We start from the raw sequence: 919 nt of genomic DNA on the forward strand, positions 1-919 counted from the left end.
CCAGACGAGCACGACCACGATGAGAGCGAGGATGCCGACGAGCCCGGTGAGCGTGCGGTTGCCGAACTCGATGATCCCGTGGATGCCCATCTCCGGCGTGTTCACGAGGGAATCGGCGGTACAGCGCGGCCATGTGGGACAGCCGAGCCCGGAACCGGTCAGCCGCACGGCACCGCCCGTGCCGATGATCAGCACCTCGGCCACGAACGACAGCCACGCGAAGACGCGCACGCGACGGTCGACGTCATGAGGCAGCCACGCGACGAAGCGGTTGAGGACACCCGCGCCGCGGGAGCGAGAGGGGGAGGACGAGGCGGAGGACATGCGTCGGGCTTCCTGGCAGCGGGCCGCTCGGGGCCGTCGGGGCAGCGGTGCTGCCGTGCCAGGAGCGGGTCTTGCCTGTAGAATCAAAGGGTCCGGGTGCAGCGCTCACGCGTTCGGCACCAGAGACAGTCTAGGCGCGCAGCCAGCGCCTTCGAGCGGGCCCACCAGCGACCTTCCTGAGACTTCGACCGGAGTCTGGAATGTCGGGGCGGATGACACCGTTGAGGCCCGAGAAGGAGAGTGATCACCATGTCCGATGTACTCATCGACCGACCCGAGCTCGAAAGCCTGGGGCAATACGAGTTCGGCTGGCACGACACCGACGCCGCCGGCGCGGTCGCCCAGCGCGGGATCAACGAGGACGTGGTGCGCGGGATCTCCGCCCTCAAGTCCGAGCCCGAGTGGATGCTGAAGACGCGTCTGAAGGGCTACCAGCTCTTCGGCCGCAAGCCCATGCCCACGTGGGGCGCGGACCTGTCGGAGATCGACTTCGACAACATCAAGTACTTCGTGCGCTCGACCGAGAAGCAGGCCGGTTCGTGGGAGGAGCTCCCCGAGGAGATCCGCAACACGTACGAGAAGCTCGGCATCCCCG

Annotated in this window: 1 protein-coding gene and 1 pseudogene; one reads left to right on the forward strand and one right to left on the reverse strand. The window is 67.4% G+C overall.

From position 1 onward, the window contains the following. A partial coding sequence (locus tag NS220_RS18775) for a COX15/CtaA family protein (protein ID WP_193755432.1) occupies nt 1–324 on the reverse strand: 324 nt, incomplete at its 3' end. A 249-nt stretch (nt 325–573) separates the two neighbouring features. Here NS220_RS18775 and NS220_RS18780 point away from each other — a divergent pair. Then, a pseudogene (locus tag NS220_RS18780) lies at nt 574–919 on the forward strand (Fe-S cluster assembly protein SufB); the annotation flags it as partial.

Origin of the sequence: Microbacterium testaceum, assembly GCF_001476655.1 — a bacterium.
Lineage (GTDB): Bacteria > Actinomycetota > Actinomycetes > Actinomycetales > Microbacteriaceae > Microbacterium > Microbacterium testaceum_C.